The sequence below is a fragment of the Streptomyces milbemycinicus genome (assembly GCF_002154605.1).
Lineage (GTDB): Bacteria > Actinomycetota > Actinomycetes > Streptomycetales > Streptomycetaceae > Streptomyces > Streptomyces milbemycinicus.
In genome coordinates, this window is record NZ_MUNE01000468.1 from 1 (window position 1) to 14570 (window position 14570).

Annotated in this window: 11 protein-coding genes; 5 read left to right on the forward strand and 6 right to left on the reverse strand. The window is 70.7% G+C overall.

The annotated features are described in order from the left end of the window. The first annotated feature begins 128 nt into the window (after positions 1-128). A complete protein-coding gene (locus CCN51_RS33680; RefSeq protein ID WP_245881722.1) occupies positions 129-2828 on the forward strand; it encodes a carbohydrate-binding protein in 2700 nt (899 codons plus the stop codon). Positions 2829-2860: 32 nt separating this feature from the next. On the opposite strand, the gene CCN51_RS33685 is transcribed toward CCN51_RS33680, so the two are convergent. Both CCN51_RS33685 and CCN51_RS33690 read right to left on the reverse strand, forming a co-directional pair. Then, a complete protein-coding gene (locus CCN51_RS33685; RefSeq protein WP_014174400.1) occupies positions 2861-4066 on the reverse strand; it encodes a hypothetical protein in 1206 nt (401 codons plus the stop codon). 94 nt (positions 4067-4160) lie between these two features. Then, on the reverse strand, positions 4161-5870 hold the full coding sequence (locus CCN51_RS33690; protein WP_014174401.1) for a right-handed parallel beta-helix repeat-containing protein: 1710 nt from the start codon (positions 5868-5870) through the stop codon (positions 4161-4163). Positions 5871-6156: 286 nt separating this feature from the next. Here CCN51_RS33690 and CCN51_RS33695 point away from each other — a divergent pair, with 286 nt between their 5' ends. Next, entirely contained in the window at positions 6157-7920 is a 1764-nt protein-coding gene (locus CCN51_RS33695) for an MBL fold metallo-hydrolase (protein ID WP_078610351.1), read from the forward strand. Further along, positions 7917-8663 carry a sulfite exporter TauE/SafE family protein gene (locus CCN51_RS33700; RefSeq protein ID WP_014174403.1) on the forward strand — a complete coding sequence of 249 codons (747 nt, stop codon included), beginning with the start codon at positions 7917-7919 and terminating at the stop codon, positions 8661-8663. The genes CCN51_RS33695 and CCN51_RS33700 overlap by 4 nt, the downstream gene beginning before the upstream one ends. 18 nt (positions 8664-8681) lie before the next feature. Here the strand turns inward: CCN51_RS33700 and CCN51_RS33705 are convergent, their stop codons facing one another. Next, positions 8682-8969 carry a metal-sensitive transcriptional regulator gene (locus tag CCN51_RS33705; RefSeq protein WP_014174404.1) on the reverse strand — a complete coding sequence of 96 codons (288 nt, stop codon included), beginning with the start codon at positions 8967-8969 and terminating at the stop codon, positions 8682-8684. Between the two features lie 84 nt (positions 8970-9053). Between CCN51_RS33705 and CCN51_RS33710 the strand changes: the two genes are divergently transcribed. Next, a complete protein-coding gene (locus CCN51_RS33710; protein WP_014174405.1) occupies positions 9054-9626 on the forward strand; it encodes a rhodanese-like domain-containing protein in 573 nt (190 codons plus the stop codon). A gap of 71 nt (positions 9627-9697) precedes the next feature. On the opposite strand, the gene CCN51_RS33715 is transcribed toward CCN51_RS33710, so the two are convergent. Then, positions 9698-10105 (reverse strand): PPOX class F420-dependent oxidoreductase, encoded by a 408-nt coding sequence (locus CCN51_RS33715; protein ID WP_014174406.1) that lies wholly within the window; start codon positions 10103-10105, stop codon positions 9698-9700. Between the two features lie 123 nt (positions 10106-10228). Beyond that, a complete protein-coding gene (locus tag CCN51_RS33720; RefSeq protein WP_043486288.1) occupies positions 10229-10672 on the reverse strand; it encodes a hypothetical protein in 444 nt (147 codons plus the stop codon). Between the two features lie 208 nt (positions 10673-10880). On the opposite strand from CCN51_RS33720, the gene CCN51_RS33725 reads away from it, so the two are divergent. Then, complete coding sequence (locus tag CCN51_RS33725; RefSeq protein WP_043486290.1) at positions 10881-12668, forward strand: DUF6055 domain-containing protein; 1788 nt, start codon at positions 10881-10883, stop codon at positions 12666-12668. A 101-nt stretch (positions 12669-12769) separates the two neighbouring features. On the opposite strand, the gene CCN51_RS33730 is transcribed toward CCN51_RS33725, so the two are convergent. Further along, the coding region (locus CCN51_RS33730) for a glycoside hydrolase family 9 protein (RefSeq protein WP_086860461.1) at positions 12770-14570 on the reverse strand (1801 nt) is incomplete at its 5' end.

Below are 14570 nucleotides of genomic sequence, written 5' to 3' on the forward strand. Positions count from 1 at the left end.
GTGCTCACCGGGCGTCAGCTGTCCGGTGAGCACTGGCTGCGCTGTGTCGTCCTCGGCACCGCCGCGGGGCCGGAGGGCGAGGCCGCCTGGAGGCGTCCACCCGCACACCCCACCATTGGAGGCAGTACATGAGATCCGCGTTCAGGATCGTGGCCATGGTCGCCGCGGCAGCGGCGGCCGTGGCCACGACATCGCTCCCGGGGGCCGCGGCGGCCGACACCGCGGCCGGCGTGTCCCGGGGCCATACGTACCACGTCGCCACCTGGGGCGCCGACCGGGCGGACGGCACCGCGGCGCACCCGCTGCGCACCATCGGCCGCTGCTCCGAGCTGGTCCGGCCCGGGGACACCTGTCTGGTCCACCGCGGCCGCTATCGCGAGCGCGTCGCCCCGCCCTCGGGCACCAAGGACGCGCCGATCACCATCGCCGCGTACGGGGACGGCACCGTCACCGTCGACGGCACCAAGACCGTGACGGGCTGGCGGGACGCGGGCGACGGGCTGGTCGCCACCGACGTGGACCTGCCGCTCGACCCCAGCGAGAACGCCCTGTTCGTCGACGGCGAGCGGGCCATGGAGGGGCGTTGGCCCAACTCGGGACCCGATCCGCTCAATCCGTCCTGGGCCGTGGCCGAGCGGACCTCCACCGACCAGCACATCGACGACCCCGACCTGCCGGCCGGCGACTTCACCGGCGCCACCGTCCATCTGTGGGCCGGGTCCAACCCCTGGAGCCAGCAGACCGGCACGGTGACCGCCACCGCCCCCGGCGCGCTCGACTTCAAGGGCGGCAACTACCGCTGCACCCCGCTGTGCATGGGCGACCAGAACTACCGCAACTACTACCTGGTCGGCGCCAAGTCCACCCTCGACCAGCCGGGCGAGTGGTACTACGACAAGGACGCGAAGCGGCTGTACCTGGTCCCGCCCAAAGGGGGCCTCGCGGGCCACACCGTAACCGCGAAGTACCAGAGCTGGGGCGTGGACCTGGCCGGCAGCTCGTATGTCACCGTCCGGGGGCTCGATCTGTGGGGCACCTCGCTGCGCACCGGCGACACCAGCACGGGCGTGCTCGTCGAGGGGTTGCGGGCCCGCTACATCTCCGAGTTCTCGACCCTGCCCATGCCGCGCGACGACGAACTGGCCATCCCGCCCTTCGAGGGGCATATCGTCGCCGCCCGGGTGCTTGGCTCGGGGGTGCAGATCCGCGGCAGCGGCAACACCCTGCGCGACAGCGATATCGGGTACTCCGCGGGCACCGGCGTGCTGCTGCGCGGCAGCGGGAACACCGTGACCAACACGTATATCCACGACGTCGGCTGGATGGGCAGCTACACGCCCGGTATCGAGATCAACGGCAGCGGACACACCGTCACCCGCAACACGATCCGGCGCACCGGCCGGGCGAGCATCGACACCGCCTGGCAGCTCAACGGGGTGCCCTTCCACGACAACCGCATCGCCTACAACGACCTGTCCGAGGCCATGCGCACCTCGCGTGACGGCAGCCCGTTCTATGTGTGCTGCAACCTGGACGCCAAGGGCACCAGCGTCGACCACAACACCGTCCACGACGCCGACGGCCAGGTCGGCTACTACATCGACAACTCCTCCGGAAACTTCCTGCTGCACCACAACGTGGCGTACAACACCGGCTCCCGCGGGACCTTCTTCAACGGCCACAGCAGCGTCAGCCTCGGCAACCGCGACCACAACTCCACCTACGGCCTCGGTGTCTCCACCGCCGTCCGGCTGAGCGGAGCGACGGACGCCTCGGGCACCTACGTCAGCAACGATGTGGCGCTCGCGCCGATGGAGATCAGCGGGCCGGGCGACCCGGCCCCGGTGGTGCGCAGCAACCTGCTGCCGCCCACCGACCCGGGCTACACCGACGCGCGCAACGGCGAGCTGTGGCCGCGCGAGGGCTCGCCCGCCATCGACGCCGGCGAGACCGTGGACGGGGTGACCACCGGCGTCCGGGGCGCGGGCCCCGACCAGGGGGCGTACGAGTACGGCGCGCCGATCTGGTCGTCCGGCTGCAATTTGCCGGGCTGCCAGTCGCGGGTCCGCAACGACGGCTGGAAGGCCACTGCCTCCGACGGCACCGACGCCTCAGCCGCCGTGGACGGCGTCCAGACCACCCAGTGGAAGGGCGCGGCAGCACAGGCCGCGGGCCAGTCGCTCACGCTCGACCTCGGCACGGCCAAGACCTTCGACCGGCTGTCGATCGACGCCGGCATGGACGCCACCGGCCACCCATACGGATTCGCCGTGTCCGTCAGTGACGACGGCAGCCACTGGGGCGCCCCCGTCGCCCGGGTCGGCGGCCGCTCCTTCACCCAGGACGCGGTGTTCGAGCAGCGGACCGCGCGCTATCTGCGTGTCGAGCTGACGGCCCCCGGCGAAGTTCCCTGGGCGGTCAACGAGATCCGGCTCTACGCGGACGGCCCGGACGCCGCGGCCACCCTCCAGGCCGAGCAGGCCACCTCCGTACGCGGGGCCGAGCGGGGCGACGCGGCCACCGGAGTGCTCGGCTCGGGCGACCGGATCGGCTTCCGCGGAGTGCGGTTCGGCGCGGGCGCGGACAGGCTGACCGTACGGCTGGCCTCCGCCGGCTGCGGCCGGGGCTGCTCGCTGCAGCTGCGGCTCGACGCCCCGGACGGCCGGGTGGCCGCCACGTTGCCGGTGCCGGACACCGGCTCAACCGACACCTGGGAGGAGCGGTCGGTGGCACTCCCCCGCACCGTCGCCGGCACCCATGACGTCTATCTCGTCGCCACCGGCGGCCCCCGGGTCGCCGCGATCGACTGGCTGACGTTGCGCCGCTGATGGCCGGCTGATGTCTGCTGGGACGGGTCAGGTCAGGCCCGTCCCAGCAGCGCTTCCCGGTGGAGCCAGGCGAGCCTGAGCAGGGCGGCACCGGCGGGCTGCATGGGTTCCACCGTCGTGAGCCGTTCGATGTGGTCGGCCCGGAAGGGCACGCCCGTCGAGCGGCCGGTGCCGTCCTCGACGCCGACGAGATGTCCTTCGTCGTTCGTCGCGGCCAGGTCCTGGAAGAGCTCGTCGAAGATCCCGGCGTCCAGGACGAGCACGGTGAGCATGTCGATGACGAACGTCAGCGGGTCCACGCCGAGCCCCAGCCAGTGGACACTCACCGCACCCGAGGCGCGGGCCTCGCCCAGGGCCCGGTTGAAGGGCCATGCGTCGTAGTCGATGGGCGCGCTGTCGCTGCCGTAGTCCTCGCTCGTGCCCAGCAGTTCCTCGCTGAGCTCCCGGACGATCGCGCGCCACAGACCGAAGTCGTTGGCCTCGTTCCAGGGGGCGTCGTGGGACGGCTGGAACATGCCGACCGGCGTCACCTGGTGGAGCCCGCCCGCGGTGGCGACCTTGGCCGGGTCACGCCAGTGCAGGATGAACTCGGCTGTGCTGTCCCCCGGGGCGGGGCCCGGGTCGTGGCGCAGGACGAGAGTGCTGACGCCCGCCATGACCGGGCGGCGGGTCAGATCGGTCGGGTCGCCGATGAAGGCGCGGAACGGCGTGCGGGCCGGGTCCGGGGCCCGCACGCCGCCCGCGGGGTTCGCCGCGGCGAATTCGTGCGCCGCGGCCTCGCAGATGTCGATGACATCGAAGTAGTGTCCGCGGCCGAAGGTGAGCGTGGCTGCGTCATCGCCCCTCACCTGGAGCAGCCGGTAACACGCGCGGTTTTCGAAGAGGCGGGGGCGCGCCAGCTCACCAACGGCCTCGGCGTAGGAGGCGTACGGTGTGCCGTCGTCGCGCAGCGGCCGAATGGGATCGAGCGCGGGGCTGTGCCCGTCCACTGGAGTAGCGGGGGTCTCGCCGGTCCACACCAGCCGCACCCGCTCCAGCGGGACGGGCCGGTCGGGGATCCACCCCGGCCGGGCGAGCAGGGGGGTGCCGACCACCCGCAGGTGGGCGGGGAAGACTTCGGCGGCGCGGGCGGTCAGCTCGGACCGGCGCCGGTTCAGGTCCGCTCGTACGGAGCGCCACTCGTCGCGGGTTTGCCCGGGCTGCACGCGCGGGGCGGATGCGGGGTGGTCATGGGTCACCTTCCCCTCTTTACCAGCACCCGGTGTGCCGTGTTCGCCAACACCCGGTGTGGCGTGCCCGGCCGGCGGTTCCGCCACCGGCCGGGCACGGCCGTCACTGCCGGTACTCGACGGCGCCGGTGTCCGGGGCGCCCTGGTACAGCCGGGTGCCGATGTAGTCACGGCCGCCGTTGTCCGGGGTGGCCGCGGCGCCGTCGATCAGCGGTGACCCCTTGGCCGGGGCGAAGCCCAGGGCCGTGCTGAGCTGCGGTCCGGTGGCGGCCGTACCGTACGGACCCGAGACCGCCGGGTCGCGGAACAGCGGGTCGCCCGTGCGGGCGGCGGTGTCGGTCGCGGGGACGGGCAGCGTGGCGCCGCCGTAGAAGTTACGGCCGTAGGTGATGGTCGGGCTGGTGGTCAGGGACGCGTCGGCGACCGACGAGTAGAAGGCGTTGTCGTGGAGGTCGTACCGGGCGGCGAGGGAGGACCCGTAGCCGTACACCACGTAGCGGCTCGTCGCGTTGTACACGGTGTTGTTGTAGACCTCCGCGGTGGCCGCCTTGTCGGAGTGCAGATAGATGGGGTACCGGGAGTTTCCGCTGACGATGTTGTAGCGGACCACGACGTCGCCGAACGCGAACTGGCAGAGCAGGAAGCCGTCTCCGTTGTCGTGCACGAAGTTGTACTGGATGACGACCCGTGTGGTGCCCTTGTCCGCGTCGATGCCGTTGGAGTCGGCGCCGCCGGCCTTCTGCTGCGTCCGGTACACCTCGTTGCGCTGGATCACCACATCGTCGGAGTAGTAGGTCTCGATGCCCGAGGTCCCCGTCGCGTCGACCACGTTGTGATCGACCAGGGCGCCCCGCACATTGGTCAGATAGATCCCGTTGCATCCATAGGCCGTGCCGGCCTGGGTGATGTAGTTGTCCCGGATGGTCACCTTGGTGTGCGGGGTGAAGGTGGTGTCGGTGGCCGAGGTGCGGGTGCCCCAGCCGGTCGGGGTGGCGATGGTGTTGCCGTTCGCGTCTTTCCCGTCACCCGTGTACTGCTTCACCACGATCCCGGCGAACGAGGTGTTGCGCACCGTGGAGTGCCGCACCTGGATGTCGTTGAGAACGGTCGGGGTGGCGGGCGGTGCGGTGATGTCGGGCACGGTGGTGTCGAAGATGATGCCGCCCGTCTTTTTCGAGCCGTCCCAGCCTGTCTTGAAGTGGATTCCCGGGGCGTTGTTCGAGACGCTGCCGCTGATCCAGTTCACCTCGCCCGTGACGTCGTGGACGTCGACCCGTTCGATGACGAAGTGGTCGAGCCGTCGTGAGTCGTCCCCCGACACATGGATGCCGCGCAGATCGCGCAGGTTCTCACCGGGCGTGCCGGTGGCGGGGACGGCGTTGCTGACGTCGAGGTCGCGGATCTGCCAGTACTCCTGGTTGAACAGGCGGACCGCGTCATCGACCCGCCCCTCCCCCTGAATCCTCGGCTTCGGCCCCTTGCCGTAGTCGCCGATCACGATCGGCCGGTGCTCCTCGCCCGACCCCTTGGGCCACAGCTGCCCCTGCCATGAGCCACCGGCCTTGAGCAGGATGCGGTCGCCGGGCCGGAACGTCGTCCGGTTGACCTGGTCGAGGCTCCGCCAGGGCGTGGCGGCGCTGGTGCCCGAAGCGCTGTCGTTCCCCGAGCGCGAATCCACGTAGTACGTGGTGCCGCCCGGCGGGTCGTCGGCCCGGGCGGTGGCGGGCGGCCCGAGCAGCGGAAGCGCGCCCAGGGCGACCGCGACGAGCGGGCCGAGCAGCCGGCCTCGTCCGGCCCGTCTGGCTGGGTGCATAGGTGTCATCGTCGACCCCTTCCTCGGGATGGTTACCGCGCTGCGGCCGAGTCATAGAAAGCGCTCTCAGCCACCCCTGTCAAGGCACCACACACGCGTTTCGCCGAACATGCCTGCCTCATGGGCTCATTGCGCCTGCTGGTGGGCGTTTTCTGAGTCTCGCCATCCAGGGAGGAGACAGCGCTTTCTACGCCTCTACACCCCTCCCTGGATACCCCCGGGGGTAATTCTGCTAGGGTCGGCCATATACCCCCGGGGGTAAATGAGAGACGAAAGGAGCGTGCTCGTGTTCTTCATCGACACCGTGGACGTGCCGGGGCTGGGAAACCGCGGCTATCTGGCCGGCGGCCGCGAAGTGGCCGTGGTGGTCGACCCGCCCCGCGACATCGACCGGATCATCGCCATGGCCGCTCGGCGGGGAGTGCGCATCTCCCACGTGGTCGAGACGCATGTGCACAACGACTACGTGACCGGCGGCCTGGAGCTCGCCCGGCTCACCGGCGCCGGCTACATGGTTCCCGCCGGGGCGCGGGTGGCCTATGAGCGGGTGCCGGTCGGCGACGGGGACACCGTGGACATCGGCGACGGGCTGGCGCTGCGCGCGCTGGCCACGCCCGGCCACACCCCGCACCACACCGCGTACGTACTGGAGGAAGCCGGGCGGGCGGTGGCCGTCTTCACCGGCGGGTCGCTGCTCATCGGCACGGTCGGGCGCCCGGATCTGGTCGAGCCGCGGCTGACCGAGCGGCTGGCCCGAGCCCAGCACGCGTCCGTCCGCAGGCTCGCCGCCGAGCTGCCGGACGAGACCGCCGTGCTGCCCACCCATGGCTTCGGGAGCTTCTGCTCCTCCGGGCCGGCCGCGGGCGACGCGACGACGATCGGCGAGCAACGCGCCACCAACGAGGCGGTCACCGAGGACGCCGACACCTTCGTCGCCCGGCTGCTGTCGGGCCTGGACGACATACCCGCGTATTACGCGCACATGGGCCCGGCCAACGCCGCCGGACCGGCGCCCGTCGACCTGACCCCGCCCGCCCGCGCGGACGCCGACGAGATCGCCGCGCGCCTGGCGGCCGGCGAATGGGTCGTCGACCTCCGCAACCGCGTCGCCTTCGCCGAGGGGCATGTCGGCGGCACGTTCAACTTCGCGGCCGATGGTCAACTCGCCACCTATCTGGCCTGGTTGCTCCCCTGGGGCAAGCCGGTCACCCTGCTCGCCGAGTCGCCCGAGCAACTGGCCGCCGCCCAGCGCGAACTCGTCCGCGTCGGCATCGACCGGCCCGCTGCCGCCGCCACCGGCCCCCTCGCGGGATGGCTGCGGGACGGGGAGCGGCCACGCTCCTTCCCGCGCGCCACCTTCGCCGAACTCGCCACTCGGGCCGGCGACCGAGGGACGGTCGTCGATGTCCGCCGGGAGTCCGAGCGCGCCCGGGAGCACATCGCGGGCTCGCTGCACATCCCCGTGCACCAGCTGCGGGACCGGCTCGCGGAGATCCCGCCGGGCACCGTGTGGGTGCACTGCGCCGGGGGCATGCGGGCCGCCATCGCCGCCTCGCTGCTGGACGCCGCCGGCCGGTCCGTCGTCGCCGTCGACGACGGGTTCGACGCCGCACGCGAGGCCGGACTGCCGGTCGTCTCCGCCATGTGCGGGAGTCGCCCTGGGCGGATCACCGTGGACCAGGCCCGGATCCGCACTGGAACCCATGGCGACGCGGTGCTGCTGGATGTGCGCGAACCGGAGGAGTGGGCCGCCGGACACGCACCCGGCGCGGTGCTCGCGCCACTGTCCGGGCTGACGGCCGGAGCGCCGCTGCCCCAGGGCGTCCAGGACCGCGCGCTCGTGGTGATCTGCCGTACCGGCAACCGCTCCCGGCAAGCGGTCGAACTGCTCGTCGGGCGTGGCATCGACGCTGTGGACGTCACCGGCGGGATGGGGGCCTGGGCCGAGGCGGGCCTGCCGGTGGTGGCCCGCCCGGGTGACAACAGCGCGGTGGCGGGCGACGGCGGCGCGGTGGCCGATGGCCCGGGCGACGGCGGCCGGACAGCGTGAGTACCGCGCTTCTCGCCCTGGCCGCCGGGGCCGTCATCGGCCTCGCGCTGGGTGCCCTCGGGGGCGGCGGCAGCGTGCTGGCCGTCCCCGCTCTGATCTATCTGCTCGGCTTCACCCCCGCCGCGGCCACCACCGCGAGCCTGATCATCGTCACCGCCACCTCCGCCACCGCGCTGTACGCACACGCGCGCGACGGCAACGTCCGCTGGCGTACGGGGGCGCTCTTCGCGGCCGCGGGCCTGCTGCCCGCGGCCCTGGGCGGACTGGCCGCGGGCCATTTGCCGCCTTCCCTGCTCACCGCGGCGTTCGCCCTCGTCGCGGCTGCCGCATCGCTGCGGATGTTCCGGCACGCACCCCAAGAGGAGGGCAGCCGACCGGTACGACCGGGCCGGGCCGCCGGGGCCGGGGCCGGGCTCGGCGCCGTGACGGGCGTGCTGGGCGTGGGCGGCGGCTTTCTCGCCGTACCGGCCCTGGTGGGCGCGCTCGGCCTGCGGATGCGGGCCGCGGTCGGCACCAGCCTGCTGGTCATCACCGCCAACTCGCTGGCCGCGCTGCTTGCCCGCGGCGGCAGCGCCCACGGCATCGACTGGGCGCTCCTCGCGCCCTTCGCCGCGACCGCGCTCCTCGGCGCCTGGGACGGGAAACGTCTCGCGGCCAAGGTCTCCGGCGATGTGCTCCGGCGGGTCTTCGCCTCGGTGCTGCTGGCCGTGGCGGCGCTCATGCTGATCGACGTGATCGTATGAGCGTCACGTCGATCAGCGTCAGGCGAGGGAGAGAAACAGCTTCTCCAGCCTGGCGCGCATCTGATCCCGGTCCTCGTCCGCGTTTCCACGCGCCTCGACGTCGGTCAGACACTGCTGCAGCCCGGTGGCGATGATGGCGAAGCCCGCCCGGTCCAAGGCGCGCGACGCGGCGGCGAGCTGAGTGACGACGTCCTCGCAGTCCCGCCCCTCCTCGATCATCCGGATCACACCGGAGATCTGCCCCTGAGCACGCCGCAGCCGGTTCAGTACGGCCTTCAGCTCCGCGCCGGCGAGATCCAGTTCCACGAAAACACCTCCACACAATACCCCTAGGGGTAATTTACCCCTCCGCATGGGGCACCGTCGACAACCCTCAGGATGTGCACCACCATGAACGCTCCCGACACCTGCACCGCCGACCAGGCCCGCGCCCGTCTGCACGACCTCACGGTCATCGATGTCCGCACACCGGGCGAGTACGCCACGGGACATCTGCCCGCCGCCCTCAACGTCCCCCTGGACCAGCTCGGCCGCGCCCTGCCCGCGATCGAGGAGGCCGCCCGGAGGGGCGGCATACTCCTGGTCTGCGCGTCCGGCACCCGCTCCGCCAAGGCGTGCCGGACACTCGCCGCGCACGGGGTGGCCGCCGCGACCCTGACCGGAGGGACCAGCGCCTGGGCGGACCGCGGCCATGAGCTGCACCGCCCCGATACCGCCGCCCGCGCCACCTGGAGCATGGAGCGTCAGGTCCGCTTCACCGCCGGGGCCGTCGTACTGACCGGTCTGGGCCTCGGTCTGCTGCACCCGGCCTGGCAGCTGGTCTCGGCGGGCATCGCGGGAGGTCTGGTGTTCTCGGCGCTCACCAACACCTGCGGCATGGCCGCGCTCCTCGCCAGACTCCCCCACAACCGGCCCCGCCCCGCCGACCTCGACGCCACGCTGGCCGCCCTGCGGGGACGCTGAGCGCGGGAACACCCCCCGCGCCCGTCCGAGCGGCATCGGGCCGCTCGGCGGGGCGCGGGGGGTGCGGTGGTTCAGAGCCGGCCCACGACCTTGGTCGGGCTGACTCGTACGATGACCCGCTCACCGTCGTCCTTGGAGGACGGGTTGAAGGTGGCGTAGTCCTTGCCCGTGTACTTCAGCGACAGCTTGTTCAGCACTTCCTTGTCGCCGTCCGGGGCGAGGGTGGCGGTGCCGCGGATCTCGGCGTAGACGTACGGGTTCTCCGGCGGGTTGACCATCAGGGTTATCCGCGGGTCACGGTGGAGGTTCCTGCCCTGCAGCCGGTCCACGGTCGTGGAGAACAACAGGTCGTCACCATCGCGGATCACCCAGACGACCGTCAGATGCGGTCGGCCGTCCGGCGAGATGGTCGCCACGGTCACGAACGCACGCGATTCGTCGAGGTACTTCTTCAAGCCGTCCGAGAGGCTGGCCGCCACAGTCAGAGCCTTTCCGCAGGGGGCAGGGTCAACGACACCACAGGGGCGCCGGTCGGAACGTACCACCCCACCCGACGCGCGGTTGCGCGAAGGCATCGGCCCCGGCGGCGAACCGGCCGCCGGTCACCAGCCCTTGGTCACCCGGTGCTCCGTCAGCGATCCGCAGTTGCTCCCGTACGTCCAGGTCGCCTGGTTGTCGATACCGCCGGCCCAGTCCACGCACTTCCCGCGCGCCTCCACGTACACCGGTCCCGCGTAGGACGTGTAGTCGCCGACGTCCTCCTGGTACGCGCCGTCGTACGCATAGAGGTAGGCGAACATCGGGAGCGGGGCGCCCGTGGTGTTCCGCACGGTCACCACACAGTTCTTGCCCTTCGCGGAGTTGTACGTCAGGTAGACGGTGCCCTTCTGGCCGATCGGCGCCGAGTTCACCACCTTGTAGCCGCTGCCGCAGACCCCGTTGTACGCAGCCCTGGTGGCGGCCGTGGCCTGCGGGGCGAGGGCCGCGGTGCCCGCGACGGCGGAGGCCAGGACCGCGGTGGCGGCCATATGGCGAGAAAGCTTCATGTATCCCCCTTATTACCTCTGGACGCTGTTTGCGTCGTCTAGGTGACATGCGAGGGGGATGAATGGTTGTAGGCGCCGAGCCCCCGTCCTCGCACCGAAGTTGTGCGGGCCGGTCCGGCCGATGCGCGCGACCATGGCCGTGGGAGCGCTCCCGTGACACTATTTCCTCACACCCCACGGGAACCCCATCGGAATCGGAGGATCGGGCATGAGATCCCCATTATTGACATGGCCGCGACGATTGATCGCGGCAGCGGCGCTGCTGGCGCTCACCGCCGCGCTGGGCGTGACACCGGCGACCGCGCGCCCGCAGGCACCGACGGCAGCCGCGGCCAAGACGGTGTACATCCCGCCGAGCTGGGCGGCGACCGGCGAGGTGCCATGGGCCCAGAACCGGACCAAGGAGTCGAACAATTTCATCCTGCTGTGGGGGGAGAAGTCGGGCACCGACCCCAAGAACGCCTCGGGGCAGTACCGGTTCGACCCCGATGACATCCTCAGCCAGTTGGAGCGGCTGTACACCTTCTACGTCAACTCGCTGCAGTTCACGCCGGAGACCGGCCTGCTGTCCCAGTACAAGATCGATGTGATCGTCACCCAGACCTGGAACAACAGCAACCTCAACGCCTGGGCCTCGGGCGGCCAGGCCGACGGCAGGGTCGGCGTGATCAACATCGCTCCCGGCGCGGCCCAGCCCGGCTCCTGGGGACTGGCCCATGAGCTGGGCCATGTGTTCCAGAACTACACGTTCATGGGCAAGGGCGGCGGCGCCGGGCTGACCGACCCGTCGGCCGGGACGTTCTGGGAGACCGGCGCAGAGTACATGGCGATGCAGGTGTACCCGGACGGGGGCGCGGGCGATCTGACCCGGTTCCTGCGCACCGAGAACCTCGCCTACTCCTCCAGCCGCCACCACTACGGCAACTGGATGCTGGTGCAGTACCTGGTCGACCGCTACGGCGGGATGAAGACCTTCACCGACATCTGGAACCAGGCCAAGAACAACGAACACCCGCTGGAGGTCTACCGGCGGATCAACAACCTCAGCCAGGCCCAGCTGAACACGCGGATCGCCGAGTACGCGCAGCGCCAGGTCACCTACGACTACTCCAACCGGTCGCACATCATGCCGTTCATCAACAACGTCTACGGCGCGGGCTTCATCAACGCCTACAACGGTGTCCCGGTGAACGCCGTCAACCAGTCCGCCGGCCACTACGCCATCCCGGACCCGCTCGCCCCGTCCGACTACGGCTACAACAAGATCAAGCTGGTGCCCAGCAGCGATGGGGCGCTGATCAAGCTGCATCTCAAGGGCCATGTCAACGCGGCCGCCGGGTCCGGCTGGTCCTACGGCTTTGTCGCGGTGAAGAACGGCACCCCGCGCTACGGCCCCGTCTCCACCAGCGCCGACGGCCAGCTCAGCTTCCAGACCCAGCCCGGCGAGAAGGAGGTGTACCTGGTGGTCACCGGCGCCCCGAGCACCATGCACCACTACCCCTACCTCGACGGCTACACCAAGAACTACCGCTATCCGTACGAGTTCCGGATCAGCGGCGCCGTCCCGTCCGGCTCTGAGCCGGGCTACCAGAAGCCGGCCGCCACCGGCGGCGGACACTGGCACTCCAACGGCGGTGGCTGGGTCGACAACCGCGCCAACGTCGCAGCCAGCGTCTACGTCGGCCCGCGCGCCGCGGTGTACGGCAGCTCCACCGTCACCGGCAACGCCCGTATCGAGGGCCTGTCCTGGGTGAATTCCGGCGCCACCGTCGGCGGCAACGTCGTGGTCAAGGACAACGCCATCGTCCAGGGCGGGGCCAATCTGTCCGGCAGCGTGGTCCTGGGCGGCGACGCCGAAATGGCCATCAGCTGCTCCTCGGGCACCTACCTGTTGTTCAACCCGGACCGAAACTGCGACGGCCGCGGCGGAGAGACAGACATCAACCCCGCGCACGGCACCTTCACCGACGACGAACTGGCCATAACCATCTCCTGACGCCCCTGCTCATGCGTCGAGGGCGGTCGCGCACTGTGCACGACCGCCCTCGGCGGTATGGCGTGGCCGACTGAGCCCTTACCGGCTCAGCCTTCGCCGGCTCAGCCCTTGTAGGCCATGCTCTTGCCCAGATCGTCGACATACGACGAGATCCAGGCCAGCGGGGCGTTCCAGTTGATGGTCACCTCGTTGGTGGAGAACGCCATGATGTCGTCGGTGTAGCACATCGCCGGGGCGCAGCCCTTGAGCTTCTTCTGGGCGACCGGGTCCTCAAGACCGGAGTTCGGGCCACCGGCCAGCGTGCCGGGCGAGGGGCTCGGCAGCTTGGCGTCGAGCTGATGCGCCCAGAAGCGGTGGTGCTGGCGGTGCGAGTCGCGTTCGCCGTAGCCCGTGACATAGGACTGGTTGAGCGGGTTCCCGCCCAGCAGATAGTCCATGCCGCGCAGCACCGCGTCACGGTAGCGGGTCTTACCGGTCAGATCGTGTGCCGTGGCGAGCACGACCATGTTGTTCAGCACCTGGCTGTTGGAACCCCACTCGTACTTGCCGCTCTTCGGCGCGTACGGCACGCCGTACGCCGACTTCGCGGAGAACGCGGCGTAGCGGTCGGCGGCCCGGATCACCGTCTTGCGCACCTCGGCGCGCTGCTTGGCGGTGAGCTTGTTGGGCACGGTGGCCAGGTCGAGCTGTCCGAGGCCCGCGGTCGACGCCCAGGACAGGGCGCTGGTCCGCGGGAAGATCGCGTCGACGTCGCCGTACAGCGGAGAGTCGAGGACGGCCTTGCGGTAGGTGTTGTCACCGGTGGTGATGAACAGCTCGGAAGCGGCCCAGTAGAACTCGTCGCTGACGTTGCTGTCGCCGTACGCGCCACCGCCCGTGGAGTCCTGGTCGCTGGCGAGCATATTCGGATGCGCCTTGGCCGCGGCCCAGGCGGTCTTGGCCACGTGCAGGCTCCGGGCGGCGAACTGCGGGTCGTAGGGCTTGAAGAGGCGGGCGCTCTGGGCGGCGGTGGCCGCCAGGTTGAGCGTGGCGGCGGTGGACGGCGTGTGCAGCTCACGCTGCTGCTTGTCCTGGTCCGGCCGCGTCGGGAACCCGGTCCACTCCTTGTCGTGCACCTTATGGAAGGCCATACCGGCGAGCGGCTTGCCCTGAGGCACCTGCATGCGCATCAGGAAGTCCATCTCCCAGCGGGCCTCGTCGAGGATGTCCGGGATGCCGTTGCCGTGCTCGGGCACCCGGAGCTTGCCGTCGCCCAGCGGCTTGGCGTCGGCGCCCTTGGTGGTCTTGGTGCGCTCGAACTCCGACATCAGCTGGGCCACGGAGATACCGCCGTTGACGACGTACTTGCCCTGGTCGCCGGCGTCGTACCAGCCACCGGAGACATTGCGGCGGTAGTCGCAGACGCCCTGCTGGCACGGGACGTCGGTGTCGCCCTGGTGCGGAGCGGCCTTGCCATGACCCGCGGGGCGGGCGTACTTGCCGCCGACGAGATCAGCGTCGATCTTGATGCCGCTGCGGTTCTGGTAGAAGTACTCCAGCGAGTCGCGGCGCAGCGAGCTGTAGAGGTCGTCGCTGATGGAGAACGGCTCACTCTGCTTACCGTCGATGTTGACGGTGTACCCCTTGCCCTTGTCCGTGACCTTGCTGAAGTCAAAGGTCTGGACGTTCTGCCCGGAGCTGGGGTCGATGCCCCTGGGCGTGGTGGTGCCGCTGGCTCGCTTGGTGCCGTCGGCGGCCCGGAGGGTCCACGTCAGGGGCTTGGTGGCGTCGGTGACGACGGTGCCCTTCTTGGGGCCGTGGGTCAGATAGCCGACCTGGTTCACTCGCACCGGGGAGCCGGTGTTGAGCTTGGGGCCGGGCTTCTCGGCACCGGCCGCCTCGGCGCCGCGCGGGGTGCCGCGG